29 protein-coding genes are annotated in these 26698 nt (G+C 69.7%); 9 read left to right on the top strand and 20 right to left on the bottom strand.

Annotated features, from left to right (window positions below; all coding sequences use genetic code 11):
- Nucleotides 1-30: 30 nt before the first annotated feature.
- Complete coding sequence (locus HSX43_RS11240) at nucleotides 31-216, bottom strand: hypothetical protein (protein ID WP_179380218.1); 186 nt, start codon at nucleotides 214-216, stop codon at nucleotides 31-33.
- Between the two features lie 164 nt (nucleotides 217-380).
- Here HSX43_RS11240 and HSX43_RS11245 point away from each other — a divergent pair, with 164 nt between their 5' ends.
- Nucleotides 381-1304 (top strand): LysR family transcriptional regulator, encoded by a 924-nt coding sequence (locus tag HSX43_RS11245; protein ID WP_179380219.1) that lies wholly within the window; start codon nucleotides 381-383, stop codon nucleotides 1302-1304.
- Between the two features lie 40 nt (nucleotides 1305-1344).
- Here HSX43_RS11245 and HSX43_RS11250 read toward each other — a convergent pair whose 3' ends face one another.
- From HSX43_RS11250 to HSX43_RS11275, 6 genes are all read right to left on the bottom strand, one after another.
- Nucleotides 1345-2322, bottom strand: coding sequence for a Gfo/Idh/MocA family protein (locus HSX43_RS11250; RefSeq protein WP_179380220.1), 978 nt, complete (start codon nucleotides 2320-2322; stop codon nucleotides 1345-1347).
- Nucleotides 2323-2347: 25 nt separating this feature from the next.
- On the bottom strand, nucleotides 2348-3379 hold the full coding sequence (locus tag HSX43_RS11255) for a sodium:calcium antiporter (RefSeq protein ID WP_179380221.1): 1032 nt from the start codon (nucleotides 3377-3379) through the stop codon (nucleotides 2348-2350).
- A gap of 58 nt (nucleotides 3380-3437) precedes the next feature.
- Entirely contained in the window at nucleotides 3438-3707 is a 270-nt protein-coding gene (locus HSX43_RS11260) for a DksA/TraR family C4-type zinc finger protein (protein ID WP_179380222.1), read from the bottom strand.
- A gap of 18 nt (nucleotides 3708-3725) precedes the next feature.
- The gene (locus HSX43_RS11265; protein WP_179380223.1) at nucleotides 3726-4091 is read right to left on the bottom strand and encodes a DUF1428 domain-containing protein; all 366 of its coding nucleotides are present in this window, start codon (nucleotides 4089-4091) and stop codon (nucleotides 3726-3728) included.
- A 118-nt stretch (nucleotides 4092-4209) separates the two neighbouring features.
- On the bottom strand, nucleotides 4210-5106 hold the full coding sequence (rpoH, locus tag HSX43_RS11270; RefSeq protein WP_179380224.1) for an RNA polymerase sigma factor RpoH: 897 nt from the start codon (nucleotides 5104-5106) through the stop codon (nucleotides 4210-4212).
- A 242-nt stretch (nucleotides 5107-5348) separates the two neighbouring features.
- Nucleotides 5349-6359: an RluA family pseudouridine synthase gene (locus HSX43_RS11275; RefSeq protein ID WP_179380225.1), complete on the bottom strand. Its 1011-nt coding sequence runs from the start codon at nucleotides 6357-6359 to the stop codon at nucleotides 5349-5351.
- On the opposite strand from HSX43_RS11275, the gene HSX43_RS11280 reads away from it, so the two are divergent.
- On the top strand, nucleotides 6331-6642 hold the full coding sequence (locus HSX43_RS11280; RefSeq protein ID WP_235962624.1) for a DUF6476 family protein: 312 nt from the start codon (nucleotides 6331-6333) through the stop codon (nucleotides 6640-6642). The two genes, HSX43_RS11275 and HSX43_RS11280, sit on opposite strands and share 29 nt — an antisense overlap.
- A 35-nt stretch (nucleotides 6643-6677) precedes the next feature.
- On the opposite strand, the gene HSX43_RS11285 is transcribed toward HSX43_RS11280, so the two are convergent.
- Nucleotides 6678-7274, bottom strand: coding sequence for a LysE family translocator (locus tag HSX43_RS11285; RefSeq protein ID WP_179380226.1), 597 nt, complete (start codon nucleotides 7272-7274; stop codon nucleotides 6678-6680).
- Between the two features lie 73 nt (nucleotides 7275-7347).
- Between HSX43_RS11285 and HSX43_RS11290 the strand changes: the two genes are divergently transcribed.
- Nucleotides 7348-7800, top strand: a complete 453-nt coding sequence (locus HSX43_RS11290; protein ID WP_179380227.1) for an Lrp/AsnC family transcriptional regulator — start codon at nucleotides 7348-7350, stop codon at nucleotides 7798-7800.
- Nucleotides 7801-7870: 70 nt separating this feature from the next.
- On the opposite strand, the gene HSX43_RS11295 is transcribed toward HSX43_RS11290, so the two are convergent.
- Both HSX43_RS11295 and HSX43_RS11300 read right to left on the bottom strand, forming a co-directional pair.
- Nucleotides 7871-8668 (bottom strand): SDR family oxidoreductase, encoded by a 798-nt coding sequence (locus tag HSX43_RS11295; protein WP_179380228.1) that lies wholly within the window; start codon nucleotides 8666-8668, stop codon nucleotides 7871-7873.
- A gap of 114 nt (nucleotides 8669-8782) precedes the next feature.
- Nucleotides 8783-9367 (bottom strand): DNA-3-methyladenine glycosylase I, encoded by a 585-nt coding sequence (locus HSX43_RS11300; RefSeq protein ID WP_179380229.1) that lies wholly within the window; start codon nucleotides 9365-9367, stop codon nucleotides 8783-8785.
- A gap of 191 nt (nucleotides 9368-9558) precedes the next feature.
- On the opposite strand from HSX43_RS11300, the gene HSX43_RS11305 reads away from it, so the two are divergent.
- The 4 genes from HSX43_RS11305 (at nucleotide 9559) to phbB (ending at nucleotide 13675) form a co-directional block, all read left to right on the top strand.
- On the top strand, nucleotides 9559-10386 hold the full coding sequence (locus HSX43_RS11305; RefSeq protein WP_179380230.1) for an EAL domain-containing protein: 828 nt from the start codon (nucleotides 9559-9561) through the stop codon (nucleotides 10384-10386).
- A 483-nt stretch (nucleotides 10387-10869) separates the two neighbouring features.
- Nucleotides 10870-12045 (top strand): acetyl-CoA C-acetyltransferase, encoded by a 1176-nt coding sequence (locus HSX43_RS11310; protein WP_179380231.1) that lies wholly within the window; start codon nucleotides 10870-10872, stop codon nucleotides 12043-12045.
- A 39-nt stretch (nucleotides 12046-12084) separates the two neighbouring features.
- The gene (locus tag HSX43_RS11315) at nucleotides 12085-12927 is read left to right on the top strand and encodes a patatin-like phospholipase family protein (protein WP_179380232.1); all 843 of its coding nucleotides are present in this window, start codon (nucleotides 12085-12087) and stop codon (nucleotides 12925-12927) included.
- A gap of 22 nt (nucleotides 12928-12949) precedes the next feature.
- On the top strand, nucleotides 12950-13675 hold the full coding sequence (gene phbB, locus HSX43_RS11320) for an acetoacetyl-CoA reductase (RefSeq protein WP_179380233.1): 726 nt from the start codon (nucleotides 12950-12952) through the stop codon (nucleotides 13673-13675).
- 117 nt (nucleotides 13676-13792) lie between these two features.
- On the opposite strand, the gene HSX43_RS11325 is transcribed toward phbB, so the two are convergent.
- A complete protein-coding gene (locus HSX43_RS11325; protein ID WP_179380234.1) occupies nucleotides 13793-13933 on the bottom strand; it encodes a hypothetical protein in 141 nt (46 codons plus the stop codon).
- 111 nt (nucleotides 13934-14044) lie between these two features.
- Between HSX43_RS11325 and gcvA the strand changes: the two genes are divergently transcribed.
- Nucleotides 14045-14989, top strand: coding sequence for a transcriptional regulator GcvA (gene gcvA / locus HSX43_RS11330; protein ID WP_179380235.1), 945 nt, complete (start codon nucleotides 14045-14047; stop codon nucleotides 14987-14989).
- 79 nt (nucleotides 14990-15068) lie between these two features.
- On the opposite strand, the gene HSX43_RS11335 is transcribed toward gcvA, so the two are convergent.
- From HSX43_RS11335 to HSX43_RS11345, 3 genes are all read right to left on the bottom strand, one after another.
- On the bottom strand, nucleotides 15069-15242 hold the full coding sequence (locus HSX43_RS11335) for a YdcH family protein (RefSeq protein ID WP_179380236.1): 174 nt from the start codon (nucleotides 15240-15242) through the stop codon (nucleotides 15069-15071).
- A 104-nt stretch (nucleotides 15243-15346) separates the two neighbouring features.
- Nucleotides 15347-16081, bottom strand: a complete 735-nt coding sequence (locus HSX43_RS11340) for a tRNA1(Val) (adenine(37)-N6)-methyltransferase (RefSeq protein ID WP_179380237.1) — start codon at nucleotides 16079-16081, stop codon at nucleotides 15347-15349.
- Complete coding sequence (locus HSX43_RS11345) at nucleotides 16078-16293, bottom strand: putative signal transducing protein (RefSeq protein ID WP_179380238.1); 216 nt, start codon at nucleotides 16291-16293, stop codon at nucleotides 16078-16080. Before HSX43_RS11345 ends, HSX43_RS11340 begins: the two co-directional genes overlap by 4 nt.
- A 48-nt stretch (nucleotides 16294-16341) precedes the next feature.
- Here HSX43_RS11345 and HSX43_RS11350 point away from each other — a divergent pair, with 48 nt between their 5' ends.
- Entirely contained in the window at nucleotides 16342-17334 is a 993-nt protein-coding gene (locus HSX43_RS11350; protein ID WP_179380239.1) for a polyprenyl synthetase family protein, read from the top strand.
- Here HSX43_RS11350 and HSX43_RS11355 read toward each other — a convergent pair.
- The 6 genes from HSX43_RS11355 to smc form a co-directional block, all read right to left on the bottom strand.
- Complete coding sequence (locus HSX43_RS11355) at nucleotides 17331-18122, bottom strand: 4-(cytidine 5'-diphospho)-2-C-methyl-D-erythritol kinase (RefSeq protein WP_179380240.1); 792 nt, start codon at nucleotides 18120-18122, stop codon at nucleotides 17331-17333. The two genes, HSX43_RS11350 and HSX43_RS11355, sit on opposite strands and share 4 nt — an antisense overlap.
- A gap of 8 nt (nucleotides 18123-18130) precedes the next feature.
- Nucleotides 18131-19816, bottom strand: a complete 1686-nt coding sequence (locus HSX43_RS11360) for a tetratricopeptide repeat protein (RefSeq protein ID WP_179380241.1) — start codon at nucleotides 19814-19816, stop codon at nucleotides 18131-18133.
- 151 nt (nucleotides 19817-19967) lie between these two features.
- Nucleotides 19968-21614, bottom strand: coding sequence for an electron transfer flavoprotein-ubiquinone oxidoreductase (locus tag HSX43_RS11365; RefSeq protein WP_179380242.1), 1647 nt, complete (start codon nucleotides 21612-21614; stop codon nucleotides 19968-19970).
- A gap of 167 nt (nucleotides 21615-21781) precedes the next feature.
- The gene (locus HSX43_RS11370; RefSeq protein ID WP_179380243.1) at nucleotides 21782-22570 is read right to left on the bottom strand and encodes a transglutaminase-like domain-containing protein; all 789 of its coding nucleotides are present in this window, start codon (nucleotides 22568-22570) and stop codon (nucleotides 21782-21784) included.
- Between the two features lie 38 nt (nucleotides 22571-22608).
- Nucleotides 22609-23073 carry a YbjN domain-containing protein gene (locus HSX43_RS11375; RefSeq protein WP_179380244.1) on the bottom strand — a complete coding sequence of 155 codons (465 nt, stop codon included), beginning with the start codon at nucleotides 23071-23073 and terminating at the stop codon, nucleotides 22609-22611.
- 59 nt (nucleotides 23074-23132) lie between these two features.
- Nucleotides 23133-26594 (bottom strand): chromosome segregation protein SMC, encoded by a 3462-nt coding sequence (smc, locus tag HSX43_RS11380; protein WP_179380245.1) that lies wholly within the window; start codon nucleotides 26592-26594, stop codon nucleotides 23133-23135.
- Nucleotides 26595-26698 lie beyond the last annotated feature (104 nt).

Raw genomic sequence — 26698 nt, forward strand, 5'->3', positions numbered from 1 at the left:
TGACGCGGCGGGGCAGCGCCGCGCGCTGGCTCAGTCGTCGCTCAGCGCGGCGTGCGTGCCGCGCACCACGAGCTTGCCCGCGCCCACGCCCGTCTTCACGACGGTTTTCGTGGCGAAGAGGCCGGCGTCGACGGTGTTGTCGACGACACGCTCGGCCGAGCAGGCGGAGACGCCGGCGACGAGGGCGACGGCAAGGGCGATACGGGTGAAGGACATGGCAGAACTCCGTGACGCGTCGGCGGTTGCGGCGGGTGGGACGTGCGACGCGCCGTCCCGGCCGTGGAAGACTGCGCTTCCGATGGCCGGGATATGCCAGCCAGGATCAAACAAGGAAAACGAATAAGAATTGCGTTTCAATCTAGTTTTGCTCATACATGGCCATGGACATCGCCCTTCTCCGCACCTTCCTCGCCGTCTCCGACACCGGCAGTTTCGTGGCGGCCTCCGCCCGGCTCTTCGTCACGCAATCCGCCGTCAGCCTGCGCGTCCAGCGGCTGGAGGATCAGCTGGGCCAGGTGCTCTTCACCCGCTCGAAGGCCGGGGTCGCGCTCACGCCCGCGGGGCGGGCCTTCGAGCGCTACGCGATCTCCCTCGTCAAGCTCTGGGAGGAGGCGCGCCAGCAGGTGGCCGTGCCCGAGGGCTTCCACCAGAGCCTCACGATCGGGGCGCAATACTCGCTCTGGCCCCGACTGGGGTTCCGCTGGATGGACGCCCTGCAGCAGGCCCGGCCGGACCTCGCCCTGCGCGCCGAGCTCGGGATGCCCGACCGGCTGACGCGGTTCCTGATCGAGGGCGTGATCCAGGTGGCGCTGACCTACCTGCCCCAGGCCCGCCCCGGCCTCACCGTCGTGCCGGTGATGGAGGACGAGCTCATCCTCGCCTCTTCCTTTCCCTCGGACGACATGGCGGCAGTGCGCGACGCCTACGTCTTCATGGACTGGGGCCCGGAGTTCACCCAGGCCCATGCCACCGACCTGCCCGACCTGCCGATCGCCGGCGTGACCCTCTCGCTCGGGGCCCTCGGGATCGACTACATCGTCAATCGCCGCGCCGCCGCCTATCTGCCGGCGCGGGCCGCGAAACCGCTGCTCGATGCGGGACGGCTCCACCTCGTCCCCGGCGCGCCTGTCTTCCCCTACCCCGTCTGGTCGGTCTTCCGCGACGACCTGCCCGATGACCTGGCGACGACCGCGCGCCAGACGCTGGCGGAGGTCGCCCAACGCGCCGAGGACGCGCAGGAAGAAGTCATGGACGAGCTGGAGCGCCTGACCGGTCATGCGGTCGAGACGCTGGGCGAGGACTAGCGCCGTCCCGCCCGGGACCGGCGGGTCGACTTGTCCCGTCTTACCCTCCGGGCCGCCCACCGGCCTTCGCGTAGACCGCGTCGATCATCGCCTGCGTGCCCCGCGCGTCCTCCAGCGTCCAGGGGAACGGGGCCTCGCCGCGCACCGCCGCCCCGAAGGCCTCGACCTGCAGGACGTATTGGTTCGGCTCGGTCCAGCGTTCGACCCGCGTGCCGTCGCCCGTGCGCACCTCCAGCCGCGCCACGTCGAAGACGCCGGCGTTGAAGGGGGCCGTCAGGCGGATGAGCCCGGCCTCGCCGTGGAAGAGCACGAACTGCTCCGGCAGCAGGCGCATCGAGTTGACGAAATGGCCCGTGAACCCCGGGAAGCGGACCGAGACGCGGGCCAGCACGTCGCAACCCTCCTCCCAGTCGATGTCGGCGTGGGTGATCGCCTCGGGCTCCTGCCCCGTGGCCCAGCGGACGGAGCCGTAGCTGTAGACCCCGATGTCGGGCAGCGCCCCGCCCCCGGTCGCCGCGGTGTTGCGGATGTTCCCGGGGTCGGCGGAATTGTCGTAGGTGAAGACGCCCTCCACGTGACGCAGCCGCCCGATGGCCCCCTCGGCCAGAAGCGTGCGCACCCGCTGCCACTGCGGATGATGGACGATCATGTAGGCCTCGGCGCAGACGCGCCCGGTCTCGTCGCGCGCGGCGATCAGCGGGGCGATCGCATCGGCCCGCATCGCCACCGGCTTCTCGACCAGCACGTGCTTGCCCGCGCGCAGGGCCCTCTCGGCCCATTCGGCATGCAGAGTATGCGGCAGCGGGATATAGACCGCGTCGACTTCATCGTCGGCCAGCACCGCGTCATAGCTCTCGTGCACCCGCAGCCCCGGTACGAGCGCCGCGAAGGGTGCGGCCTTCCCGGTCGAGCGGGTGCCCAGGGCGACGACCTGATGCCCCGCCGCCAGCTGGATCGCCGGCACCATATGGTTCCGCGCGAAGGTCGACGCGCCCAGCACGCCCCATCGGATCGTCATGTCGTCCGTCCTCCCGCGGCGGAGGCTAGCGCGCGATCACCTGCATCGCCAGTGCGCCGAGATAGACCGACAGAAGCACCACGCTCTCGACCCCGATGCCCGCAGGCCCCCGCCGCTCCCGCCGGATGAGCCCGGCGAGCAGCACAGCCGTCATCAGAAGCCCGACCGACAGCCAGAAGAGATCGCCGCGCGCGACCGCATGGAAGAGCGAGCCCTCGCGATAGGCCACGTCGGCCCCGGCAAGGAACAGCGTGTCGAAGGTGTTGCCCCCGATGATGCCGCCCACGGCCAGTTGCAATGCCCCCCGGCGCACCGCCGCGATGGTCGTGACGAGTTCGGGCAGCGAGGTGACGACGGCCGTCATCACCGCGCCCACCAGCGTCGCCGAGAGGCCGAAGCGCGTCACCATCACGCCCGCGGCCTGCGCGATCGTCCAGCCGCTGAGGCTCAGGAGGAGGGCGAGGCCCGCGAAGGCGAGCGCGGGGCCGCGGACGCTGCGCCCGGCCTCCGCCGCGTCTTCGGGCGTGTCCTCCCGCGTCTCGGGCGTGTCGACGGCACGCCACATCGGGGCCTGTCGCACCGCATGGGAAAGGTGCACGCCGTAGGCATAGGCCCCGACCATCAGAAGCGTCACCGGATGCACCCCGAAGAGCGTCACCGGCGGCGTGGCCCAGGCGACCACCGGCATCGTCAGGAGGGCGAGGAGCAGGACGCCCTGGAACAGGTTGGCGGGCTCGGCCGCCGCATGTTCGAGGTTCGCGCGCCGGTGCGTCAGATCGGCGAGCACGAGGAAGGCCGTCTGCGCCGCGATGCCGCCGACGCCGTTCGAGAAGGCGAGCGAAGCGTCGCCCGACCAGGCGGCGGAGATCGAGACCGTCAGCCCCGAGAGCGAGGTCGCCGCCCCGAGAACGACGCCACCCACCAGCGCCTCGCCCCAGCCCGCGCGGTCGGCGATCGTGTCGGCGAGCGCCGTCATCCGCACCGAGACCACGAAGACGACCGCGCCCGCCACGGCGAACACGGCAAGAAGGAGCGATGTGGAGAGATCGGCGAACATGGGCCTCGGGTGCAGGAGCGGCTCCGGGCTCAACCCGCAACCGCGCACCGCGTTCCCGTCACTTCAGCTGGCTGTCCTTGCTGCCCCGCCGGTTGATGCCCCCGCGCGGGGCCACCCGCGAGTCGCGCTGCCCGGCGCAATCGATACAGAGCTTCACGCCCGGCAGGGCCTGCCGCCGCGCCTCGGGGATCGGCTCCTCGCAATCTGCGCAACGGGTCAGGCTCTCGCCTTCGGGCGCGCGCCGCGCCTTGAGCCGCGCCAGCTCGTCGTTGATCGAGGCTTCGATCTGCTCCGAGACCGCACCGTCCTTCGCCCATCCACCGGCCATTTCTCTCTCCTTCGCCCGTCAGGCGCGTTCGTAGACGATGGGAACGAAGCCGCCCCACATCAGGCGCATCCCGTCGAAGGGCATCTCGGCCATGTCCATGCCGGGGTCGAAATCGGGGGCCATCATCTTCTCGCCCGCCGCATCGTGGGTCGCCTTGTCGGGCCATTCGATCCAGGAGAAGACCACGGTCTCGTCGTCTTCCTTCTTCACCGCCATCGGGAAGGACGTGACCTTGCCGTCGGGCACGTCGTCGCCCCAGGCCTCGACCATCGAGAGCGCGCCCATGGGCTTGAAGATCTTTTCCCAGGCCTCGCGTGCGTGCGCCGCATAGGTCTCCTTGTTCGCGGTCGGCACCGCCGCGAGGAATCCACCGTAGTAAGGCATATCGAACCTCCTCTTCTGGCACACAGACTACCACATCTTCACGCCGCGGCGAAAAGGCCGCCCGAGCGGACGGCCTCTTTGGTGTCTCCAGAGGAATCCGGATCCCCGGAGGCTCTGCTCAGGCGGGCACCATGCCCTTCTCGCGCGCCAGTTCCCGCACCCGCTTCGAGAGCTTCTCGAAGGCGCGGACCTCGATCTGGCGGATGCGCTCGCGGCTGACGTCGTATTTCGACGACAGATCCTCGAGCGTCACCGTCTCCTCGGACAGGCGCCGCTGGGTCAGGATGTCCTTCTCGCGGTCATTGAGGACGTCCATCGCCTCGGTCATCAGGCTGATGCGGGTGTCGAACTCGTCTTTCTCGGCATAGTCGCCCGCCTGGTCCGCGCTGTCGTCGGCCAGCCAGTCCTGCCATTGGGTCGTTCCTTCGCCATCCGAGCCGACCTGCACGTTGAGCGAGGCATCGCCACCCGACATGCGCCGGTTCATGGAGGTGACCTCCTCCTCGGTCACGCCGAGGTCGTTGGCGATGCGTTTCACGTTCTCGGGGCGCAGGTCGCCTTCCTCCAGCGCGCCGATGCGGTTCTTCGCCTTGCGCAGGTTGAAGAAGAGCTTCTTCTGCGCCGAGGTCGTGCCGAGCTTTACCATAGACCAGGACCGCAGGACGTATTCCTGAATCGCGGCGCGGATCCACCACATCGCATAGGTGGCGAGGCGGAAACCCTTCTCCGGGTCGAACTTCTTGACGGCCTGCATCAGGCCCACGTTCGCCTCCGAGATGACTTCGGCCTGCGGCAGACCATAGCCGCGGTAGCCCATGGCGATCTTGGCGGCGAGGCGCAGGTGCGACGTGACCATCTTGTGCGCGGCCTCGGTGTCCTCCTCCTCGACCCAGCGCTTGGCCAGCATGTATTCCTCCTCCGGTTCCAGCATGGGGAACTTGCGGATTTCCTGAAGGTAGCGGTTCAGACCGGCCTCGGGGTTCGGAGCCGGAAGGTTGGCGTAGGTATCTGCCATTGTGGTCTCCCTCATGTTAATGGGCTTAACACCCCGTTGAAAGGCGAGATGGGAAGCGCCCGTCGGGACTTCAAGATGTTGCGGATCACGGGGCCGTCAGACACCAGCGATCGGCGGTCATCGGGCCCTATAGCACCTGCGCTCATGCAGGAATACAGCCAAAACAGCGCATTCACCCTGCCCATTCGCACAATTAACGTCGTATTGTCGCAAGAGTTCCGCTGCGGATGCCCGCCGCCGGTTCAGGCCGCCCTGCGCAAGGCGGCAAGGAGCGCCGCCATGTCCGCCGGCACCTCCGACGTGAAGGCCATCTCGGCCCCCGTCACCGGATGCACGAACCCGAGATCGCGCGCGTGCAGGGCCTGTCGCGCGAAGCCCGCCACGGCCGCCGCGCCCGCATGCCCGCCCGGCAGCCGCCGCGCCCCGCCATAGGTCGGATCGCCCACGAGCCCGTGCCCCGCATGCGCCAGGTGCACCCGGATCTGATGCGTGCGCCCCGTCTCGAGCCAGCATTCGAGCAGGGCCGCGGCCCCGAAATCCTCCAGCCGCCGGGCCCGTGTCACCGCATGACGTCCACCCTCCCAGCAGACCGCCTGCTTCTGCCGGTCGCCGCGGTGCCGGTCGAGCCGGGTGGTGATCTTGAGCACGTCCGCCGCCTCCCAGCTCACGCCGCGCGTGCCCCGAAGCCGCGGATCGCCCGCGCTCGGGACGCCGTGACAGACGGCGAGATAGCGCCGCATGACGCTGTGGGCGGCGAATTGCGCGGCAAGCCCGTGATGCGCCGCGTCCGACTTCGCCACCACCAGAAGCCCCGAGGTGTCCTTGTCGATCCGGTGCACGATCCCAGGCCGCAGGCTGCCGCCCACGCCCGACAGATCGCCCCCGAAATGATGCAGGAGCGCGTTCACCAGCGTCCCGCCCGGCGCGCCCGGGGCCGGATGCACGACCATGCCGGCGGGCTTGTCCACCACGATCAGGTCGGTGTCCTCGTGCAGGATCGTCAGGGGGATGTCCTCGGCCCGCGTCTCGATGTCCGCCGCCGGCGGCACGTCGACGGCGATCTCCGCCCCCGCAGCCACCTTGTCGCGTGCGCCGGCCACGCGGCCGTCGACCGTCACGCGGCCCGCCTCCAGAAGCTTCGCCAACCGCGAGCGCGACAGATGCGCCTCGGCTGGCACGTCGCGGGCGATTGCCTTATCGAGACGCGCAGGCGGGTTCTCCGCGATGGTGAAAGTGACGCGCATGTCGGACATGGACGAGAACCCCGGGTTGCCCCCCGACCTGCGCTTCCTGAAGACGCTGGTGACGATCCTGACGGGGGTGATGATCGTCGGGCTGATAACGGTCGTCGGCCTGCTTGTCACCCGCCTGCCGGGGGCGGCCGTAACGCTGCCCGAGGCCCTCGAGATCCCGGAGGATGCCGAGATCGTCGCCGTCACCCAGGCCCCGTCCTACTGGCTCGCCACGACGACCGACGACCGCCTCCTCGTCTTCGCGCCGGATGGCGGCTTCCGGCGGGAAATCGCGCTCGACTGAGCTTTCTCCGCTTCTGAAATACTCGATCGCAACACTCAGAGCAGCGGACCGATGGAGGGCACGAGCGACGCGACCAGAAGCGCCGCCATCGTCCAGTTGAAGAGGCGCAGCCGTCCGGGCGAGGTCAGGAACCGCCGCATCTCGCGCCCGAGCAGCGTCCACGACGAGATGCAGGGCAGGTTCACGGCCCCGAAGGCCAGCGCGACCAGCAGAACGGACAGGACCGAGCCGTCGCCGTAGAGCGTCACCGCCGTCAGCGCCATGGTCCAGGCCTTCGGATTGACCCACTGGAACGCCGCCGCCTGCAGGAAGGTCATCGGCCGTCCCTCGGCCGTGGCCCGCTCGGGCGGCGCGGCGTTGGCGATCCGCCAGGCCAGATAGAGCAGGTAGGCCACCGAGACGACGGCGAGCGTCGGCCGCGCCCAGGGCAGAGCCTCGAAGACCTGCGCAAGGCCGAGGCCCACGAGCACGATCATCAGCGTGAACCCGAGCCCCACGCCGAGCGCGTGGGGCACCGTGCGCAAGAGGCCGAAGTTCGCGCCCGACGCCATCAGCATCAGATTGTTCGGCCCCGGCGTGATGGACGACACGAAGGCGAAGCCCAGAAGGGCGAGGAGTAGATCGGGTGTCATGGACCGCAGCATCCGCCAATCCGGCCGCCATGTCCTTGCGAAGATCGCGTTTTGGCGGCATATTTCGCAATATATGAGGCAAAGCAATCATTTCGACGACAGGATATTGCGCATCCTGGTGGAAGATGGACGGATCACCAATCAGGCGCTCGCCGAGCGCGTGGGCCTGTCGCCCTCGGCCACCCTGCGCCGGGTCCAGGCGATGGAGGCGATGGGTCTCATCAAGGGCTACCGCGCCGTGATCGACCCCGAGAAGGCCGGCATCGGCTTCACCGCCTACATCGCGGTCGGCCTCAACGATCACACCAAGGACGGGCAGGAAGGCTTCGAGCGTGCCCTCGCCAGCGCCCCCGAAGTCCGCGAGTGCCACAACATCACCGGCAACGTCGAATACCTCCTGCGGATCGAGGCGCGCGACCTCGCCGCCTACAAGCATTTCCACACCGAGGTTCTGGGCGTCCTGCCGCAGGTCGCGCGGCTGACGACCTATGTCGTCATGGGCTCGCCCAAGGACGAACGGGCCTAAGGCGGCCTCCCCCCGGGGCGCTGCCCCGGGCCCCGGAGTACTTGCGGCAGGAAGAGAGCCCGGCCGCCCCCTACCCCGGCGCGGCCGCCGACCCGGCCAGAAGCCCGCCGTCGATCGTGAGTTCCGCCCCGGTCATGTAGGCCACCTCGTCCGAGGCCAGCATGACCGCGAGTGCCGCCACCTCCTCGACCCGGCCGAAACGCTTCATCGGCGTATCCGCCACCAGGGCAGCCTCGCGCGAGGCCCGGTCGGGGCCAGTGCCCAGCATCGGCTCCCACATCGGCGTCATCACGGCCGCCGGGTGGATCGAGTTGCAGCGGATGTCGAGCCCCTGCCCCGCGCAATAGAGCGCGACGCTCTTCGTGTGGTTGCGCACCGCCGCCTTGGAGGCGGCATAGGCCGATGCTGCCGGAATGCCGACGAGCCCCGAGCGCGAGGAGATGTTGACGATCGACCCTGCCCCCTTGGCCCGCATCGCGCCGATCGCGTAGCGACAGCCGAGAAACGTGCCGTCGAGGTTCACGGCATGGACGGCCCGCCATGCCTCGAGCGTGGCGTGTTCCGGGTCGTGGGGCGGAGGCGCGTCGCCCTCGAAACCCGTGATCCCGGCGTTGTTCACCACCACGTCGATTTCCGGCTGCGCCTCGGCGAGCGCCGCCCAGTCGTCCTCCGCCGCGACGTCGAGGCGGCGAAAGCGGCCTCCGATCTCGCGGGCGACGGCCTCGCCGCCCTCGACCTCGATGTCGGTCACGAGAACCGTGGCCCCTTCGCGGGCGAATGCCCGGGCGATGCCCGCCCCGATGCCGCGCGCGGCCCCAGTCACGAGGCAGGTCTTTCCGGCGAGCCGGGGTTTCGTCGTCACTTTCATCTGATCTCCTGTCACGAAAGAGGGGCGGGTCGTTCGCCATGCCTGCGCCGGGATCGCCGGGACGGTCGATGCCCGCTCGCCGCTCACGCGCGGCCATCGGTTCTCTCTGTCGGCTCAGGTTTCGCCCGGGCCCGTCATCCGCGTCACCGGCCCATGTCGGGCGCAACGGGTCACATGGTCGTTCACGAGGCCCGCGGCCTGCAGGAAGGCATAGGTGATCGTCGGCCCGCAGAATTTGAACCCCCGCGCCTTCAGCGCCTTCGACACCTGCCGAGAGAGCGGCGTTTCGGCGGGCACATGCCCGAGGTCGGTCCAGGCATTGCGGATCGGCACGCCGTCGACGTGATCCCAGACGAAGCGCGAGAAGCCCGGCCCCGCCTCCTCCAGCGCGAGGAAGGCGCGTGCGCCCTCGATCGTGCCCTCGATCTTGCCCCTGTGGCGCACGATGCCCGGATCGCCCAGGAGCCGTTCGACCTCCGCCTCGCCCCAGCGCGCCACCACCTCGGGGTCGAACCCCGCGAAGGCGGCCCGGAAGGTCTCGCGCTTGCGCAGGATCGTGATCCAGCTCAGCCCGGCCTGAAACCCCTCGAGCATCAGCTGCTCCCAGAGCGCGCGGCCATCGGTCTCGGGCACGCCCCATTCGGTGTCGTGGTAGGCTTGATAGAGCGGGTCGTCCCCGACCCAGCCACACCGCTCCATGGCGATCTCCTCGCTGCTGCGCCGGTCCCAGCTACCGCCGGGCCGCGCCGTCTGGCAAGGGCCGGCCGCGCGAGTTTGCCTCGAATCCGCGGCGTTTTCCGCTGGACGTGGGGGCGCTTCGGCGGCGACGTTTACGAAGCCTTCAATCCGCCGTGCGACGCTCGCCGCAGCCTTTCAACCCCGGGAAGCCGATGACCCGCCGATCCCTCCTCTCCCCCTCCGACGAAGACCCGATCACCGCAGCGGTCGAGGCACGGGATCGGGATGCCCTCGCCCTCGTGCGCGAGGCGCTCGCCGCCGATCGCGTCTTCCTCGCCTATCAGCCCGTCGTCGGCGCGCTCACCGGCGACGTCGCCTTTCAGGAGGGGTTGATCCGCCTGCGCGACCCCACCGGCCGCGTCATCCCGGCGTCGCACTTCATCGACAGCGTCGAGAACACCGAACTCGGCCGGCAGATCGACTGCGCCGCGCTGCGCCACGGGCTCGACGCCCTCGCCCGCGTGCCGACGCTGCGGCTCTCGGTCAACATGTCGGCGCGCTCCATCGGCTATCCCCGATGGATGACGATCCTCGACCACGGGCTCGCCCGCGACCCCACGCTCGCCGACCGCCTCATCCTCGAGGTGACGGAGCGGTCGACGATGAAGGTGCCCGAGCTCGTGCGCACCTTCATGTCCGATCTCCAGTCACGGGGCGTCACCTTCGCGCTCGACGATTTCGGGGCGGGCCACACCAGCTTCCGCTACCTCAAGGAGTTCTACTTCGACATCCTCAAGATCGACGGCGGCTTCGTCGCCGGCTGCGACAGCGACGCCGACAACCAGTGCATCCTCGGCGCGCTGATCTCCATCGGCCAGCAGTTCGACATGTTCACCGTGGCCGAATCCGTCGAAACGGCGGCAGAGGCTCAGTTCCTCGTCGACGCGGGCATCGACTGCCTGCAGGGCTTCCACTACGGGGCACCGGCCACGCGACCGGCCTGGCTCGACCCGGCGACGGAACTTCGCCCGGCAGGCTGATCGACGGCGCGGCCGACCGGAGGGGACGGGCCTGGCGCAAGCCGATCCGCAGATTGATCCCGGGCACGGCGGTGCGCTTGGCGGAACACCGGTCCGCGGCACGAGCCTCGCCGGGCATCATGCAAGCGGCACAAGCCACACTGCCGATCCCGCGCCTGCCCGCCGTTCCTGCTGCGCCACCCTCCTGAGATAATCCCGACAAGAGCGTCGCGCCCCGACTGCCGCATCCGATCGTCGCAGATCCACCGTCCTGCAAGCCGATCGCCGGTGCCGCCCGCCGACATCGGCCGAAAGGCCCGCGGCAACGCGCGGTCGCCCCGTTGCCCGACGGCGGCGCGCCCGAGCACCGGCAGCCCTGCAAACCCGGCACCGCGCGGACCGCGGCGGCAACTCCATTTGATCCCGCGGCCCCCGCACGTTAGGCAAAGGCGAAACCAACGCTGGGGCATCCCGCCCCGTCTGCCGCGCGAAAGGACCTTCGCCATGACCAACGTCGTAATCGCCTCCGCCGCCCGCACCCCGGTCGGCTCGTTCCTCGGAAGCTTCGCCTCGACCCCCGCCCACGCGCTCGGGGCCGCCGTGATCGAGGAGGTGGTCGCCCGCGCCGGCGTCGAGAAATCCGAGGTCTCCGAGACGATCATAGGTCAGGTGCTCACCGCCGGCCAGGGCCAGAACCCGGCGCGTCAGGCTCACATCAACGCCGGCCTGCCCGAAGAGAGCGCCGCCTGGGGCATCAACCAGGTCTGCGGCTCGGGCCTGCGCGCTGTCGCGCTCGGCGCGCAGCACATCATGCTGGGCGACAGCCAGATCGTCGTCGCCGGCGGGCAGGAGAGCATGTCGATGTCCATGCACGCCCAGGCCATCCGCCAGGGTCAGAAGATGGGCGACATGAAGCTCGTCGACACGATGATCAAGGACGGCCTCTGGGACGCCTTCAACAATTACCACATGGGCCAGACCGCCGAGAACGTCGCCGAGAAGTGGCAGATCAGCCGCGAGGCGCAGGACGAATTCGCCGTCGCCTCCCAGAACAAGGCCGAGGCCGCGCAGAAGGCCGGCAAGTTCGAGGACGAGATCGTCGCCTACACCGTGAAGGGCCGGAAGGGTGACACCGTCGTCGACGCCGACGAATACATCCGCCACGGCGCGACCATCGAGGCCATGCAGAAGCTGCGCCCCGCCTTCACGAAGGACGGATCGGTCACCGCCGCCAACGCCTCCGGCCTGAACGACGGCGCGGCGGCGACGCTCCTGATGTCCGCCGAAGCGGCCGAGACGCGCGGCATCGAGCCGCTCGCCCGCATCGTCAGCTACGCGACCGCCGGCCTCGACCCGACGATCATGGGCGTCGGCCCCATCTACGCCTCGCGCAAGGCGCTCGAAAAGGCCGGCTGGAGCGTCGGCGACCTCGATCTGGTCGAGGCGAACGAGGCCTTCGCCGCCCAGGCCTGCGCGGTGAACAAGGACATGGGCTGGGATCCGTCGATCGTGAACGTCAACGGCGGGGCCATCGCCATCGGCCACCCCATCGGGGCCTCGGGCTGCCGCGTGCTCAACACGCTCCTCTTCGAGATGAAGCGCCGTGACGCCAAGAAGGGCCTCGCCACGCTCTGCATCGGCGGCGGCATGGGCGTCGCCCTCTGCGTGGAACGCCCCTGACGCGCGGAACGGAAACGGGCGCGCGCCCGTTTCCCCGCCATGGCGCTCCCTCTCCCCTACGACCAGCTGGTCTTCTCCGGCGGCGGGCTGCGATGCTTCTGGCACGGCGGCTTCCTATCGGAGGTCACGGCCGCGCATCCGCTCCGGCCGGCGCGTGTGACCGGATCGTCGGGCGGAGCGCTCGGGGCGGCTGCCTGGATCGCCGGGCGCGCGGAGCATCTGCGCGACGTCTTCCGCGACGCACTCGGACGGACGGATCGGAACGTAACGGCGGATGACCTCGACGACGAGGCCGGCCGCACCGTGCATCAACGGGTCTATACCGAGGTGATCGAGGCAACGCTCGACGACGCGGCGCTTGCGCGCATCGCCGACGGGCCGGCGTTTCAGGTCAATGTCTCGACCCCCGGCAACTGCGATTTGCCGACGCTGCGCGCCCTCGTCGGCGGCACGATCTATCAGGTCGAACAGCTCTTCGCACCGACGCCCCGCCCGCGCCTCTCGGCCATCGCAGGCATGGAGCAGCGACTCATAGACGGCCGTGCGGCGGCGCGGACCGGGCAGCTCCCGGGCCTCGTCCGCATGGCAGCGACGGTGCCGCCCGCCTTCCGGCCCGGCACCTGGGACGGAGAGCCGCTCTACGACGGCGGCATGGTCGACAAGGCCCCCCTGCCCGACCCCGACGCGGGGCCGACGCTCGTGCTCCTGACCAAGCGTTTCACCGCGCTGCCCGACGACGACGGCGGCCGCATCACCTACGTCCAGCCATCGGAAACGCCGCTCAAGGGAAGAAAACTCGACTTCACCGACCCCGATCTCGTGAAAGAGGCTTGGACTCTCGGCGCGAAGGATGGCAGTCGGTGGCGAAACGAAATAACCTGAAGAAACTATCGGAGGAAACATAATGACTCGCACAGCTATCGTGACCGGCGGATCCCGCGGCATCGGTGCCGCCATCTCCAAGGCCCTCAAGGATCAGGGCTGCCAAGTCGCGGCGACCTATGCCGGCAACGACGAAAAGGCCAAGGCCTTCACCGACGAGACCGGGATCAAGACCTACAAGTGGAACGTCGCCGACTACGACGCCTGCAAGTCGGGCATCGCCCAGGTGGAGGCCGATCTCGGCGGCGTCGACATCCTCGTCAACAACGCCGGCATCACCCGCGACGCGCCCTTCCACAAGATGACGCCCGAGCAGTGGCACGAGTGCATCGACACCAACCTGAACGGCGTCTTCAACATGACGCACAACGTCTGGGGCGGGATGCGCGAGCGCAAGTTCGGCCGCATCGTCACGATCTCTTCGATCAACGGCCAGAAGGGTCAGTTCGCCCAGGCCAACTACGCCGCCACCAAGGCCGGCGACATCGGCTTCACCAAGGCACTCGCGCAGGAGGGCGCGCGCGCTGGCATCACGGTGAACGTCGTCGCCCCGGGCTACATCAACACGGAGATGATGAGCACCATCCCCGAGAAGGTGATGAACGAGGTCATCCTGCCGCAGATCCCGGTCGGCCGGTTGGGCGAGGCCGAGGAGATCGCCCGCGCCGTCGCATTCCTCACGTCCGACGATGCGGGCTTCGTGACCGGCTCGACGATCTCGGCGAACGGCGGTCAGTACCTGGCCTGAATCCATCCGGACGGTTTTGTACAAAACGTCCGATCCGGGCGGCAAGGTTTGTACAAAACGCTCAAAAAAGGCCCGGTGTCCAAGCGGACACCGGGCCTCTCTCGTCCGTGGCTGCGGTCAGGCTGCGGCAGGTTGCCGGCGCGGCAGGACCGTCGGCATACGGAAGAAGCGGAGCATCGCGCGGAAGGCCTCGGCCCGTTCGCGGTGGGCGCGGGCGAAGGCCTCGTCATAGGTGGGGGAGGTATGCGTCTCGATCATGGCGGCTATTCCTTCGGTTCAGGTTCGTTTCCTTGACCTCAATATGATCCGCCCGTTTCAACTTAACAAACGAGACTTCCCAACGTATCGGATAAGATATACTTGATCGTTATGTCCGATCGCCTCCCCCCGCTCACCGCCCTGCGCGCCTTCGAGGCCGCCGCCCGTCACCTCTCCTTCCAGGCCGCCGCGGGGGAGCTCAACGTCACCCCCGCCGCGCTATCGTTCCAGATCAAGTCGCTCGAGGAACACCTCGGCGCTCCCCTCTTCCATCGCCTCAACCGCCGTGTCGAACTGACCGAAGCCGGACAAGCGCTCTCGCCCCAGGCAAGCGAGGGATTTCAAACGCTTACGGCAGGTTGGCGCGCGGCGAAACGGGTGCTCGACTCGGGCATCCTGACGGTCACCGCCGGCCCGGCCTTCACCGCGAAGTGGCTGGCGCCCCGGCTCTTCGACTTCGCCGGCAGCCACCCCGAGATCGAGCTGCGCTTCGCCGCGACCCTGCGGATGCTCGACTTCGCCACGGATGACGTCGATATCGCCATCCGCTTCGGTCCAATCGATGTCGCCGACGATCCGTCGCTCCACCTTGCGCTGACGATCGAGGAATGGGTGACGCCGATGATGCACCCTGATCTCGTGCCGAAGTATCCGACCGTCGAGAGCCTGCTCGACGCCACCTTCATCTTCGACGACTCGATGAAATTCCTGAAGAACACCGTCTCCTGGGCCGATTGGTTCGGCACCCACGACCTCGACACGCCGGACCTGCACGGCACCCACTTCAGCCAGGCCGACCACGCCATCGACGCCGCGCAATCGGGGGCGGGCGTCGTGCTGGGGCGGATCAGCCTGGGCGAGACGGCCCTGCGGCAAGGAAGCCTCGTGGCACCTTTCGAGACCGGGCTGATGCCCCGCGCCAACTTCCGCGTCCTCTGCCCGAAGGGGGCCGAGACGCGCCCCGGCACCCGGGCCTTCCTCGACTGGCTCGCGCGTGAGGCGGGGCGCATGGAGGGGCTGCGCGACGGGCGGCGCATCGTGCGCGCGGGGGACTAGACGCACGGTCATCGACCACCCGCGCAGGAAAAAGCCCGCCCCGGTTTCCCGGAACGGGCGGCGACCGCATCAGGTCGGATCAATGCGCGGTGGCGCTGAGCTTCTCGATCTCCTGCTTGATCGCCAGCTTCCGCTTCTTGAGCTGGCTCAGCGCAAGACTGTCCACCCCCGGGCTGCGGGCCTCGGCCTCGACCTGCTGAGAGAGAACCTCATGTTTCTTTCGCAACTCCGACAGATGGGACGTGAGCGACATGGCATTCTCCTCTGATGTTGATTACCCTCCGATAGCAGCACACCGCCCCCCCGCCTGTCACGGGTTTTCCCGGTCGGGCGGCAGTTTGTTGCGGCCGATATCCTTCATTCCAGCAGGAGTGCGCCGCCGTGTCGCAGTACCCGTTCCGCCGCCGCGCTGTGGTCGTTGCCGTCGTCCAGATGGGCCGGGCCCTCGTGCAGCACGAGCGGAGCGAGAAGCCGCATCGCGGCGCGCCGCCCCTTCCGGCCCTGCACCAGCACACGCTGCGCGGCCCGCCCCGCCCGCGCCGCGATCGGTAGGACGACGAGCGCGCCGAGCCGCGGCGAGAGGCCGACGATCATCTCCTCGAACCGGTCGGCGCGGGCGATCAGTGTGACGCTGCCCTTCGGTCCCGCCCGGCGCACCGCTGCGTCGAGCCAGCGCGGGAAGTCCCCCGCGTCGCGCAACGCCGCCTCGCGCGCAATGTCCGCCGTGGGTCGCCCGCTGCCGGCGGCGAAGTAGGGCGGATTGCAGATCACGTGATCGAAGCTGCGCCGCACGGCAGAAGGCGGGTCGAGCGCATCGCCCTCGACAACCTCGGCCCCGCCGTTCCGCCGGGCCAGCGCGGCCGTCTCCGGGTCGCATTCCACGCCGGTGAGCGAGACGCCGGGCACCCGATGCCCGAGGCAATACATCGCAGCGCCCACACCACAGCCCAGATCGAGCACGCGCTCCCCCGCCCGCGCCGGACAGGCGGCGGCCAGCAAGACGGCGTCGCTGCCGGCGCGAAAGCCGCGTGCCGGTTGCAGAAGCGTCAGGCGACCGCCGAGAAAGGCGTCGCGCGTGGTCTCGCCGGTCACGCGCTGACGGCGATGCCGTTGTCGACCATCACGTCCCGCGCGGCATCCAGATCGTCCGTGGCGACCATCATCCGCCGCGGCAAGATGCCGATAGACCCTTCGAGGACCGAGATGTTTTCATCGAGGACGAAGCACTCTATGTCTTCGCCGTCCAGAAGGGCGGTGGCAAAGGCGATGATCGACGGGTCGTTGGTGCGCAGCAGTTCCCTCATGGACAGACAGCTAGGAGCGCACCGCCGCCTTGTCGAGGACCAGAAGTGATGACCGAAGCGAAACCGATCAAGCCCCATGAACGCCTCGCCGCCGCGCTGGCCGACGACATGGCGGACGTCGGCACGCTCATCACCGCGCGCATGGCCTCCGAGAACGCGCCACGCATCCCCGAGGTCACCGCACATCTGGTCGAGGCCGGGGGCAAGCGGGTGCGCCCGCTGCTGACGGTCGCGGCGGCGCGGCTCTGCGGCTACGCGGGCGGCGACCATGTGAAGCTCGCCGCGACGGTCGAGTTCATCCACACCGCGACGCTCCTGCACGACGACGTCGTCGACGAGAGCCGGCAGCGGCGCGGCCGCCCCACGGCCAACCTCCTCTGGGACAACCAGTCGAGCATCCTCGTGGGCGACTACCTCTTTGCCCGCGCCTTCCAGCTCATGGTCGAGACCGGCAGCCTTCGCATCCTCGACATCCTCTCGGGGGCCGCCGCCACGATCGCCGAGGGCGAGGTGCTGCAACTGACGGCGGCGCGCAACCTCTCCACCACCGAGGAGACCTACCTGCGGGTCGTGCGCGGCAAGACCGCCGCGCTCTTCCAGGCCGCCTGCGAAAGCGGGGCCGTCGTCGCCGGCGCATCCGAGGATCACGTCGCGGCCCTCGCCGCGTTCGGCGACGCGCTCGGCATCTCCTTCCAGATCATCGACGACTGGCTCGATTACGGCGGAGCCGGGGACGGGATCGGCAAGAACCTCGGCGACGACTTCCGCGAGGGCAAGCTGACCCTGCCGGTGATCCGCGCGCTGGCCCGCGGCGATGCGGCCGAGCGCACGTTCTGGCGTGACGCGCTGGAGCGGGGCAAGTCCGATGATCTCGACCGCGCGCGCGCCATCCTCGCTCGTCACGGTACGCTCGAGGAAACCCGGCTCGAGGCCATCGCCTGGCGCGACCGGGCCAAGGCGGCGCTGGCCCGCCTGCCGGAGAGCGACCTGCGCGACATGCTGGGCGACCTGGCCGACTACGTGGTCGCGCGCGCGCTCTAGCGCAGGGTGCAGGCGCGCACCCACCAGCCGGGGCGTGCGAGGGCCGCCGCCGCCGTCTCCGCGACGGCCCGTGACGGGTAAAGGCCAAAGCATGTCGCCCCCGATCCCGACATCCGGGCAAGGGTGGCTCCGGTCCCGCCGATTGCAGCCAGCGCCGTGCCGATCTCCGGCGCAAGGCTGCGCGCCGGCGCTTCGAGGTCGTTGCGCATGGTCCCGAGCCACGGGATCAGCTCCGCCGCATCCGCCCAATCCGGCAGCGCGCCCATGTCGGCATTGTTCGGCCTGGCGAGCGCCGCGAAGACCTTTGGCGTCGCCACCGCGACCCCGGGATTCACGAGGACGGCGGGCAGCGATGGCAGCGCCACCGGCTCCACCTGTTCCCCGATCCCCCGCATCCGCGCGCCCCGCGCCAGAAGGCAGACGGGCACGTCCGCGCCAAGCGTCTCCGCCACCTCGGGCCCCGGCTCCGCGCCGACGAGCCGCAGCGCGGCCGCGGCGTCCGAGGAGCCGCCGCCGAGGCCCGCGGGATGGGGCAGGTTCTTCTCGAGGGAGACCGCCCGCCGCACCCCGACATGCGACAGCGCGCGCCGGATCAGATTGCTGTAGCCCGTGGGCACCCCCGCCGCGAAGGGCCCCGTCACCGTCAGCCCGTCGCCCGCCCCCGCCGCCAGCCGGTCGCCCACATCCGCGAAGGCCACGAGCGAGTCGAGCAGATGGTAGCCGTCCGCACGGCGGCCGGTGACATGCAGCGTCAGGTTGACCTTCGCGGGCGCGAAGCCGGGCTCCATCGGTCGGATCAGTTGTCGTCGGAGGCCGCTTCGATCGGGCCGACGCCGCCCTCCTCCTCGAGCACGACATCGAGGCCCACGTCGAGCTTGCGGCGGATGCGCTCCACCTGCTCCTCAGGCTCGAGCGAGAGCGCACGTTGCCACTGGAACCGCGCCTCGCGCTTGCGTCCGACCGCCCAGAGCACGTCGCCCAGGTGGTCGTTGATGAGCGGATCGAGCGGCCGCAACTCCACGGCGCGCTCCATCGGGTCGACGGCCTCCTCGTAGCGGCCGAGACGGTAGAGCACCCAGCCCAGACTGTCGGTAATGTAGCCGTCGTTCGGGCGCGCCTCGACCGCGCGCTCGATCATGTCGAGCGCCTCGTCGAGTTTGATGCGCTGCTCCACGAGCCCGTAGCCGAGGTAGTTCAGTACGTTCGGATTGCCGGGGTTCAATTCGAGCGCGCGGCGGAAGTCGGCTTCGGCCGCGTCCCATTCTCCCATGCGCTCGTGCGCGATGCCGCGCGCATAGAACAGAAGCCAATTGCGCTCCGTCACCTCGGGCAGAAGGTCGATCGCGCGGTCGTAGGCGGCCGCCGCTTCCTCGTAGCGGTCGAGCCGGCGCGCAAGGTCCGCCGCCGCCGCCCAGACCTCCACCTTGTCGCCGTGGCTCTCGGTCAGCGCGGTCAGCGCCGCGAGCGCCGCCTCGTCCTCGCCGGCGGCATGCATCACGTCGGCCCGCGCGATCTCGGCCTCCCAGAACGACGGGTTGTCCTCCGGGATGCCGTCGAGCGCCTCCGCCGCGAGCTCCAGCTGGTCCTGCGATTCGAGCAGCTGCGCCGTCAGAACGGCCGCCTCCACGTGGTCGGGCCGCAGAAGGCCCACGGCCCTGGCGCTGGAGATGGTGTATGTGGTGGAGGTCTCGCCCGCCAGAAGGGCCGCGAATACGAAGTAGGCCTCCGCCATCCCGTCGCGCGCATCGCGCAACAGGTCGAACGGCAAGGTCTCCCCGGCCTCGAGCCGCGCCTGCACGTCGCGCAGGAGGGCGGAACTCGTCACGTCGTTCGCCGCCGTCACCAGCTCCAGCGCATCCTCGCTCCGCCCGAGCTGCGAGAGGACCTGCGCGTGGGCGGCAATGCCGCGCGCGGTGGCCGAAAGCGGCCCGCTTTCGGATTCGCCCGACATGATGACGTCGGCGGCGGCGTAATCGCCCTCGAGCGCCAGCAGGTATGCCTTGTGCCGCAACGCGAAGGAGGTGAAGGCCTCGGTCTCCGCAAGCTCGTCGAAGGCGATGAGCGCGGCCTCGGTCTCGCCCCGGGCCGCCGCGACCCACCCTTTCAGTAGCCCGTCGAGCAGCGGACCGCCGACCGTCTCCTCCAGCAGGGTATCGACGGTCGCGTAGTCGCCGTCGATCAGCGCCTTCACCAGCCGCGCGTTGCTCGCGAACTGGCTCGGCATTCCGGCCTCCTCCAGAAGGTCGGCCACGTCGACCGCCGTTTCCACGTCGCCCAGCACCGCGAAGATGATGAGCGCGTTCTCCAGGATCTGCGGATCCCTCTCGCCGCTCTCCACGAGATCGGCATAGCTGTCGCCCGCGGCGGCGTAGTCGTTGTTGAACCCCGCGATCCGCGCCGAGAGATAGGGCCCGGCCACCCCCTGGGCGAGGGCCGGCAGCGGTGCCAGGACGGTTGCGGCCAGAAGCAGGGAACGGAGCATGACATACCTCTCTCGCGGGCCGGAGACCTCGCGTTTTGGCCACGCTAGGCGGCGGGGTCCGCGGATGCAACGCACCGTCGTCCGCGGCGGGTCCGTCCCGGCGCGACGGCCCTGCGGCATCGCGCGATCGTGATCCCCGATGCGCCGGCCGTCACATGTTGGGGTAGTTCGGGCCGTCGCCGCCCTGCGGGGTCGTCCAGATGATGTTCTGGGACGGATCCTTGATGTCGCAGGTCTTGCAGTGAACGCAGTTCTGGAAGTTGATCTGGAACTTCGTCTCCGCGCCCTCGCCCACGAATTCGTAGACGCCGGCCGGGCAATACCTTGCCGACGGACCGGCGTATTTCGGCAGGTTCACATCGACAGGCACGCTCGCATCCTTCAGCGTCAGATGCGCGGGCTGGCTTTCCTCGTGGTTGGTGAAGCTGAAGGCCACGTTGGTCAGCCGGTCGAAGCTGAGCTTGCCGTCGGGCTTCGGATAGTCGATTTCCTTGTGCTTCGCGGCCTCCTCTGTGGCGGCCGCGTCCGTCTTCCCGTGCGAGACGTTGAGCGGCGACCAGCCGGTCAGGTTGCGCAGCCACATGTCGGCACCGCCCACCACCAGCGACGCGGTCAGCCCGTACTTCGACCAGAGCGGCTTGACGTTGCGCACGCGCTTGAGGTCCTTGCCGATCGCGCCCTCGCGCACCTCCGTGTCGTAGGCGTCGAGCACATCGCCCTCGCGCCCCGACTGGATCGCCTCGAACGCGGCCTCGGCGGCCGCCTTGCCCGAGAGCATGGCGTTATGGTTGCCCTTGATGCGCGGCACGTTGACCATGCCCGCCGAACAGCCGAGCAGCACGCCGCCCGGGAAGGCCGTCTTCGGCAGCGACTGGTAGCCGCCCTCGGTGATGGCCCGCGCGCCGTAGGCCACGCGCTTGCCGCCTTCCAGAAGTTCCGCGACCATCGGGTGATGCTTGAACCGCTGGAACTCCATGTAGGGGAAGACATGGGGATTGCGGTAATTGAGGTGAACGACGAAGCCGACGTAGATCTGGTTGTTATCGAGGTGGTAGATGAACGACCCGCCACCCGCGTTCTTGCCGAGCGGCCAGCCCATCGTGTGCAGCACCTTGCCGGGCTGATGCTTGGCGGGGTCGATCTCCCAGATTTCCTTCATCCCGATGCCGTACTTCTGCACGTCGGACCCGGCGTCGAGCTTGTGATGCGCAATCACCTGCTTGGAGAGCGAGCCGCGCACGCCCTCTGCCAGCATGACGTATTTGCCGTGCAGCTCCATGCCCGGCTCGTAGCCGGCACCATGCGTGCCGTCGGGGTTCTTGCCGAACTCGCCGGCCACGACGCCCTTCACCCGCTCGCCGTCCATCACCAGTTCCGAGCAGGCCATGCCGGGGAAGATCTCGACGCCCAGCTCCTCGGCCTGCTCCGCCATCCAGCGGCAGACGTTGCCCATCGAGACGACGTAGTTGCCATGGTTGTTCATCAGGGGCGGCATGACGGCGTTCGGGACGCGCACCTTGCCTTCTTCGCCAAGGACGTAGAACGCGTCCGAGGTGACGGGCACGTTGAGCGGCGCGCCCTTGTCCTTCCAGTCGGGGATGAGCGCATCGAGCCCGGCCGGGTCGAGCACGGCCCCCGAGAGGATATGCGCCCCGACCTCGGAGCCCTTCTCGAGGACGACGACGTTCAGGTCCGCGTCCAGTTGCTTCAGACGGATCGCCGCCGAGAGCCCCGCGGGCCCCGCACCGACGATGACAACGTCGTATTCCATCGCTTCGCGCTCGATTGCGTCGGCCATCCCCGGGCTCCCTGTCTGTCTCTCCAAATCTGGCCCCATATGCTCGCATGTGTCGCAAGCGTCAACGCCTGCGCAACATCGTGTCGCAGCGTTTCGCCGCACTGCGTCACGTCACTTCGCCGCGGGGGGCCGCTTGTTGCCCGAACGACGCCCGCCGGAGGCCCGGATCAACCGGGCGGACCCTCCGTGACGCGCACCTCCTGCGACAGGAAGGTGGCGAACCCGAAGGACGTCAGGAACGACACCTCCGCCGCGTCCCGTCCCACGCCGATCACCGCCATCTCGCCGGGCCGCGCCATCCCGGTGGCGTCGACGAGGTGCCAGCCGCCGTCGAGCCAGACCTCGGCCGCCGCGTGGAAGTCCGGCGGCTCGACCCCCGGCGCATAGACCGAGGCCATGCGCGCGGGGATGCCCGAGGCCCGCGCGAAGGCGATCAGCACATGGGCATAGTCGCGGCAGACCCCGCGCCGCGACAGGAAGGTGTCCCGCGCCGTCGTCGCCACCGTGCTGCCTTCGGGGTCGTATGTGAAATGCGTCTCGATCCAGTCGCGCACCGCCGCGATGAGCCCGCCGCCCGCGAGGCCCGCGAAGTCGTCCATCAGCACAGCCTCGAAATCCTCGGACGGGCAGTAGCGCGACGGCATCAGGAACGGCGTCACATCCGCATCGAGCCCGCGCACCGGCGTCGCCTCGAAGATCTCGAGCTCAGGCGCGTCGCGCGTCACCTCCACCGTCGCGGTATAGGTCGCGTCGAACTGCCCGTTCGCCTCCATCCAGGCGCGGGTGCCGACTCCCGCTTCGGCCGCGATTCGCCGGAACTCCGCCACCGGCGTCGTCCAGAGCGCGTCTTCCACCACCCGCTGCCCGGGCGTGCGCGCCACCTCGACCTGCAGAAGCAGGTCGCACGGGGCCTCGAAGGCGTAGGAGAGGCGCGCGTCGATGCGGAGGTCGGTCATTCCTGCTCAGATATGCCGATCGCGCTCCGCGCCCAGCCTCACCAGTCGATGAAATCCTCGAAGTCCTCGATCAGCAGGCGCCAGAAGTCGAGGTTGTAGGCAAAGCTCTCGGTGCTGTTGCCCGCCTCGGCCAGCACCACGTCCATGCGGATGAACGGGTCGCCCTCGTCGTCAACGAAGGCCCGCCCGAAGCGGTTCTCGCGGTTCCAGTCGTTGATGCGCTTGGCGTTCATCGGAATATCGAGGTCGTATCCCGAGGAGAACTGCACCGAGGTGCATTGCGTGCCGTTGTTGCAGCCGTAGAAGAACACCGAGAAATTCGACTCCGACACCTTGGAGCTGATCTTCGGATCGCCCAGGTCGTCGGTGCCCATGGTGGCCAGGTACCCCGCCTCCTGCATGGCGCGCTGCACCCGCTCCGGGTCGGAGGCGCTGATCATGTCCTGGGCGAACGCGCTCCCGGCGACGCCGGCCGCGAGCGCGGCGATTGCGACTGTCTTCATGTAAAAAAACCCCCGTTACACTGATCCGACCGTGGCCCCTCGGCCCGGGCGGGGTCAAGTCACGCCACCAGCGCCTCGGCCTTCTTGAGGTCGACCGAGACGAGCTGCGACACGCCCTGCTCCACCATCGTCACCCCGAAGAGCCGATCCATGCGCGCCATCGTCACGGCGTGGTGCGTGATGATGAGGAAACGCGTGTTCGTGCGCCGCGTCATCTCGTCGAGCATGTCGCAGAAGCGCGTGACGTTCGCATCGTCGAGCGGCGCATCCACCTCGTCGAGCACGCAGATCGGTGCCGGATTGGCCAGGAACACCGCGAAGATGAGCGCGAGCGCCGTCAGCGTCTGCTCGCCGCCCGACAGAAGCGAGAGCGTCGAGAGCTTCTTGCCCGGCGGCTGGCACATGATCTCGAGCCCGGCCTCGAGCGGGTCGTCGCTCTCGACGAGTTCCAGCTTCGCCTCGCCCCCCTGGAAGAGATGGCGGAAGAGCGTCGCGAAATTCTCGTTCACCGTGTCGAAGGCATCGAGAAGCCGCTGCCGCCCCTCCTTGTTGAGCGCGGCGATCCCCGCCCGCAACTCGCTCACCGCCTGTTCCAGATCGGCCTTCTCGGCGACCAGCAGGTCATGCTCCGCCTGCACCTCGCGCGCGTCCTCCTCCGCGCGCAGGTTGACCGCGCCGAGTGCGTCGCGCTGCCGCTTGAGCGCATTCACCTTGTTCTCGATCGTCTCGACCGGCGGCAGGCTCTCGGGATCGACCTGCAGCACCTCCAGAAGTTCCGCCGGCGTACACTCCAGCGCCTCGTCGATCCGCTCTTCGGCATAGGCGACCGTCTCGCGGGCCGCATCGACCCGCGCCTCGGCCCGCGCCCGCGCCTCGCGCGCTTCGCCTGCCGCGCGCTCCGCCTCCCGCGTGGCCTGCATCGCCTCGCGGAGCGCCGTCTCGCCCGCGGCCAGGGCGTCCGAGGCCCGCGCCCGCCGGGTCTCCGCCCGCTCGATCTCGCCGGCGAGGTCGTCGCGCTGCCGCGACAGGTCGTCGGGCACCGCGCGCGCCGTCTCAAGCTCCGCCTCCGAGGTCGCGCGCCGCTCCGTCAGCTCGCCCAGCCGCTTGTCCGCCGATGCGAGCCGCCCGCGCCAGGAGTCCAGCTCCTTCTCGACCTGCGCCGCGCGCCGCGCCCGGGCTTCCGCGTCGCGCTTCACCTCGTCGGCCTGCGCGCGCCGGGCCATCATCGCCATCCGCGCCGCCTCGACCGTCGTGCGGATCGTCTCCAGCGCAGCGCGCGCCTCGTCGAGCGGGGCCAACCCGCGCCGGGCCGCATCGGCCTCGCGCTGCGCCTCCCGGGCTTCCAGCACCTCCGCCTCGTAGCGCGTCACCGCCATCTGCGCCGATTCGAGGCGCGAGGCGGCGGTGCCCTTCGCCCCCTCGGCCTGCGCCAGCCGCCGACCCGCCTCCGTCAGCGCCCGGTCGGCCGCACGCCGCGCCTCCCGCGCCTCGCCCTCCGCCGCCTTGCGCCGCCCGAGCGTCGTCACCAACGTCTCATGCGCGGCCTTCGTGCCCTCGGCGCGCTGCTGCGCCTCCTCCAGATCCTGCCGGAGCGAGGCCAGCCGGTTCACCTGTTGCAGGCGCAGGGCCGCCGACGACGGCGCGGCCTCTGCCGAAACGCGGTAGCCGTCCCACCGCCACATGTCGCCCTCGGTCGAGACGAGCACCTGCCCGGGCAACAGCCGCGGCTGCATCTGCGCGGCCTCCGCCGGATCGACGAGGCCGATCTGCCCGAGCTTGCGCCCCATCACCTCCGGGGCTTCGACGTAGGGTTCCAGCGGGTCGATCCCGTCGGGCAGCGCGGGCGGCGAGTCATAGGATGGCATTGCGGCCCAGCCGGTCTCCTCCGCCTCGGCCACGCCCACTTCCGACGCGCGCAAATCGTCGCCATAGGCCGCGCCGAGCGCCGCCTCGAAGCCCGGCGCGACCGTCAGGCGGTCGAGCAGCGGCTCGCCCTCGCCCGTGTCCCGCGCCAGCAGTTTCGCCAGCGCCGTCGCCTCCGCGCCGAGCGTGTTCGCCACGCCCTCGGCCTCGGCCCGCTCGGTGCGCGCGCGGCCCTCGTCGTCCTGTGCCGCCTCGCGCGCGGCTTCGGCCTCCACCGCCGCCGTCTCCGCCGCCGTGGCCGCGGCCTGCGCCGTCGCCTGCGCCGCGACCGCCTCGGCCACCTGCCCGTCGACCTCCGCGAGGGTCGCGCGCGCCGCCTCGGCCTGGTCGCGCGCCGTCCCGGCCTGCGTCTCCGCCTTGCCGAGCCGGGCCTCGGCATCCTGAGCCATCCGCATCACCGATTGGTGCCGCGCCGAGAGCCGGGCCAGATCCTCGGTCAGCGTCGAAAGTTCCTCCTCGCGGGCCGCGAGCACCGCGCCCGCCTCGGTCGCAGCGCCCTGCGCCTCGGCGAGCGCGGCGTCCTGCCCGTCGGCGGCGAGCGCAAGCTCCACCTCCTCGGCCTCGAGCCGAGCGATCGTTTCGCCCGCATCACGGTTCAGCATCCCCTCGCGCTCCGCATCCGTGGCCAGTTGCGCAATCCGGCCCTCAAGCGCGCGGATCGCCTCGCGCGCCTGCGCCTCGCGCTCGGCCAGCGTGTCGCGCTGCACCGTCAGACGCTGCAGGACGGCCCCGGCCACCGCCTCCTCCTCGCGCAGGGGCGGCATCGCCTCCTCCGCCTTGGCCCGCGCCGTCTCGGCCGACACGGCCAGCCGTTCCGCCGTCGCCGCCTCGGTCAGCCGCGTCCGCAGCGCCTCCTCCGCGGCCGCCCGCGCCGCGTCGGCCTCGCGCCAGCGCCGGTAGAGCAAGAGCCCCTCCGCATGGCGCAAATCGACGCCGATCTCGCGGTAGCGCGCCGCCTGCCGGGCCTGCCGGGCGAGGGTGGCCAGCTGCGCGGCCAGCTGCTCGACCACGTCGTCGACCCGCGTGAGGTTGCCCGTCGTCGCGTTCAGCTTTAGCTCCGCCTCGTGCCGCCGCTGGTAGAGGCCCGAGATGCCCGCCGCCTCCTCCAGGATGCGCCGCCGCTTCTGGGGCTTGGCGTTGATGAGCTCCGAGATCTGCCCCTGCCGGACGAGCGCAGGCGAATGCGCCCCCGTGGAGGCATCGGCGAAGAGCATCTGCACGTCCCGCGCGCGCACATCCTTGCCATTGAGCTTGTAGGCCGATCCGGCGTCCCGCGTGATCCGCCGCACCACGTCGAGCGCATCGGCGTCGTTGAAGGCCGCCGGGGCCGTCCGCTCCCGGTTGTCGAGCGCGAGCGTGACCTCGGCGAAGTTGCGCGCCGGGCGAGAGGAGGCACCCGCGAAGATCACGTCCTCCATGCCGCCGCCGCGCATCGCCGTCGGCCGGTTTTCCCCCATGACCCAGCGCAGCGCCTCGAGCAGGTTCGACTTGCCGCAGCCGTTCGGCCCCACCACCCCCGTCAGCCCGTCGGCGATCACGAGGTCGGTGGGGTCCACGAAGGATTTGAACCCGTTCAGTCTGAGGCGCGAAAACCGCATGTGGGGCAGTCTCCCCGCCCGAACGCACAGGTCAAGGCGGCAACGCCCCATCTGGCGTATCCCCGCCGCTTATCCACAAGATATTGGCCTGCATCCCGCATCCC

The sequence above is a fragment of the Jannaschia marina genome (assembly GCF_013404595.1).
In the GTDB taxonomy this organism is placed as follows: domain Bacteria; phylum Pseudomonadota; class Alphaproteobacteria; order Rhodobacterales; family Rhodobacteraceae; genus Jannaschia; species Jannaschia marina.

Bases quoted from the DNA above. Each gene is read 5' to 3' on its own strand.
- HSX43_RS11240 (WP_179380218.1), bottom strand. From the start codon at position 216: ATGTCCTTCACCCGTATCGCCCTTGCCGTCGCCCTCGTCGCCGGCGTC.
- HSX43_RS11245 (WP_179380219.1), top strand. From the start codon at position 381: ATGGACATCGCCCTTCTCCGCACCTTCCTCGCCGTCTCCGACACCGGC.
- HSX43_RS11250 (WP_179380220.1), bottom strand. From the start codon at position 2,322: ATGACGATCCGATGGGGCGTGCTGGGCGCGTCGACCTTCGCGCGGAAC.
- HSX43_RS11255 (WP_179380221.1), bottom strand. From the start codon at position 3,379: ATGTTCGCCGATCTCTCCACATCGCTCCTTCTTGCCGTGTTCGCCGTG.
- HSX43_RS11260 (WP_179380222.1), bottom strand. From the start codon at position 3,707: ATGGCCGGTGGATGGGCGAAGGACGGTGCGGTCTCGGAGCAGATCGAA.
- HSX43_RS11265 (WP_179380223.1), bottom strand. From the start codon at position 4,091: ATGCCTTACTACGGTGGATTCCTCGCGGCGGTGCCGACCGCGAACAAG.
- rpoH (WP_179380224.1), bottom strand. From the start codon at position 5,106: ATGGCAGATACCTACGCCAACCTTCCGGCTCCGAACCCCGAGGCCGGT.
- HSX43_RS11280 (WP_235962624.1), top strand. From the start codon at position 6,331: ATGGTGAAAGTGACGCGCATGTCGGACATGGACGAGAACCCCGGGTTG.
- HSX43_RS11275 (WP_179380225.1), bottom strand. From the start codon at position 6,359: ATGTCCGACATGCGCGTCACTTTCACCATCGCGGAGAACCCGCCTGCG.
- HSX43_RS11285 (WP_179380226.1), bottom strand. From the start codon at position 7,274: ATGACACCCGATCTACTCCTCGCCCTTCTGGGCTTCGCCTTCGTGTCG.
- HSX43_RS11290 (WP_179380227.1), top strand. From the start codon at position 7,348: ATGAGGCAAAGCAATCATTTCGACGACAGGATATTGCGCATCCTGGTG.
- HSX43_RS11295 (WP_179380228.1), bottom strand. From the start codon at position 8,668: ATGAAAGTGACGACGAAACCCCGGCTCGCCGGAAAGACCTGCCTCGTG.
- HSX43_RS11300 (WP_179380229.1), bottom strand. From the start codon at position 9,367: ATGGAGCGGTGTGGCTGGGTCGGGGACGACCCGCTCTATCAAGCCTAC.
- HSX43_RS11305 (WP_179380230.1), top strand. From the start codon at position 9,559: ATGACCCGCCGATCCCTCCTCTCCCCCTCCGACGAAGACCCGATCACC.
- HSX43_RS11310 (WP_179380231.1), top strand. From the start codon at position 10,870: ATGACCAACGTCGTAATCGCCTCCGCCGCCCGCACCCCGGTCGGCTCG.
- HSX43_RS11315 (WP_179380232.1), top strand. From the start codon at position 12,085: ATGGCGCTCCCTCTCCCCTACGACCAGCTGGTCTTCTCCGGCGGCGGG.
- phbB (WP_179380233.1), top strand. From the start codon at position 12,950: ATGACTCGCACAGCTATCGTGACCGGCGGATCCCGCGGCATCGGTGCC.
- HSX43_RS11325 (WP_179380234.1), bottom strand. From the start codon at position 13,933: ATGATCGAGACGCATACCTCCCCCACCTATGACGAGGCCTTCGCCCGC.
- gcvA (WP_179380235.1), top strand. From the start codon at position 14,045: ATGTCCGATCGCCTCCCCCCGCTCACCGCCCTGCGCGCCTTCGAGGCC.
- HSX43_RS11335 (WP_179380236.1), bottom strand. From the start codon at position 15,242: ATGTCGCTCACGTCCCATCTGTCGGAGTTGCGAAAGAAACATGAGGTT.
- HSX43_RS11345 (WP_179380238.1), bottom strand. From the start codon at position 16,293: ATGAGGGAACTGCTGCGCACCAACGACCCGTCGATCATCGCCTTTGCC.
- HSX43_RS11350 (WP_179380239.1), top strand. From the start codon at position 16,342: ATGACCGAAGCGAAACCGATCAAGCCCCATGAACGCCTCGCCGCCGCG.
- HSX43_RS11355 (WP_179380240.1), bottom strand. From the start codon at position 18,122: ATGGAGCCCGGCTTCGCGCCCGCGAAGGTCAACCTGACGCTGCATGTC.
- HSX43_RS11360 (WP_179380241.1), bottom strand. From the start codon at position 19,816: ATGCTCCGTTCCCTGCTTCTGGCCGCAACCGTCCTGGCACCGCTGCCG.
- HSX43_RS11365 (WP_179380242.1), bottom strand. From the start codon at position 21,614: ATGGCCGACGCAATCGAGCGCGAAGCGATGGAATACGACGTTGTCATC.
- HSX43_RS11370 (WP_179380243.1), bottom strand. From the start codon at position 22,570: ATGACCGACCTCCGCATCGACGCGCGCCTCTCCTACGCCTTCGAGGCC.
- HSX43_RS11375 (WP_179380244.1), bottom strand. From the start codon at position 23,073: ATGAAGACAGTCGCAATCGCCGCGCTCGCGGCCGGCGTCGCCGGGAGC.
- smc (WP_179380245.1), bottom strand. From the start codon at position 26,594: ATGCGGTTTTCGCGCCTCAGACTGAACGGGTTCAAATCCTTCGTGGAC.